Source organism: Clostridium sp. AM27-28, from assembly GCF_003480955.1.
Taxonomy (GTDB): Bacteria; Bacillota; Clostridia; order Lachnospirales; family Lachnospiraceae; genus Otoolea; species Otoolea fessa.
This window is the reverse complement of sequence record NZ_QUJT01000041.1, coordinates 392-684: the sequence shown is the minus strand read 5'-3', so window position 1 is coordinate 684 and position 293 is coordinate 392. Positions and strand designations below refer to the sequence as shown.

Here is a 293-nt window from a genome sequence, read left to right as displayed (position 1 = left end):
ACATTCTCTGATTGAAAATGGCAAGTGCCTGTTAAAGTTCCATATCCTGTTGTTTGTGTTTCGTCTGTTCCTGGGCAGTTCTTTGTGCTTTTTTCTCGTCTGCCTTATCCTGCAAGACTTCCTTGATAGGCTGCTTCTTGGGCGGCTCTTTACTTTCCTCTGTGCCGGGTGTAGCTTTCCGTACCCAGTAGCGGATGTCCCGCAACTTCTTCAAATCAGCCTGTACCTCGGTCAAAGGTTCTTTCAGCTCTGCGATTTCGCTGAGAAGTTTTTCCTGCTCCTCTTGCAGCTCA

General features: G+C 47.8%; 1 pseudogene. It reads right to left on the bottom strand.

The window, feature by feature from the left end:
- Positions 1-31 precede the first annotated feature (31 nt).
- A pseudogene (locus DW720_RS16080) lies at positions 32-293 on the bottom strand (conjugal transfer protein); the annotation flags it as partial.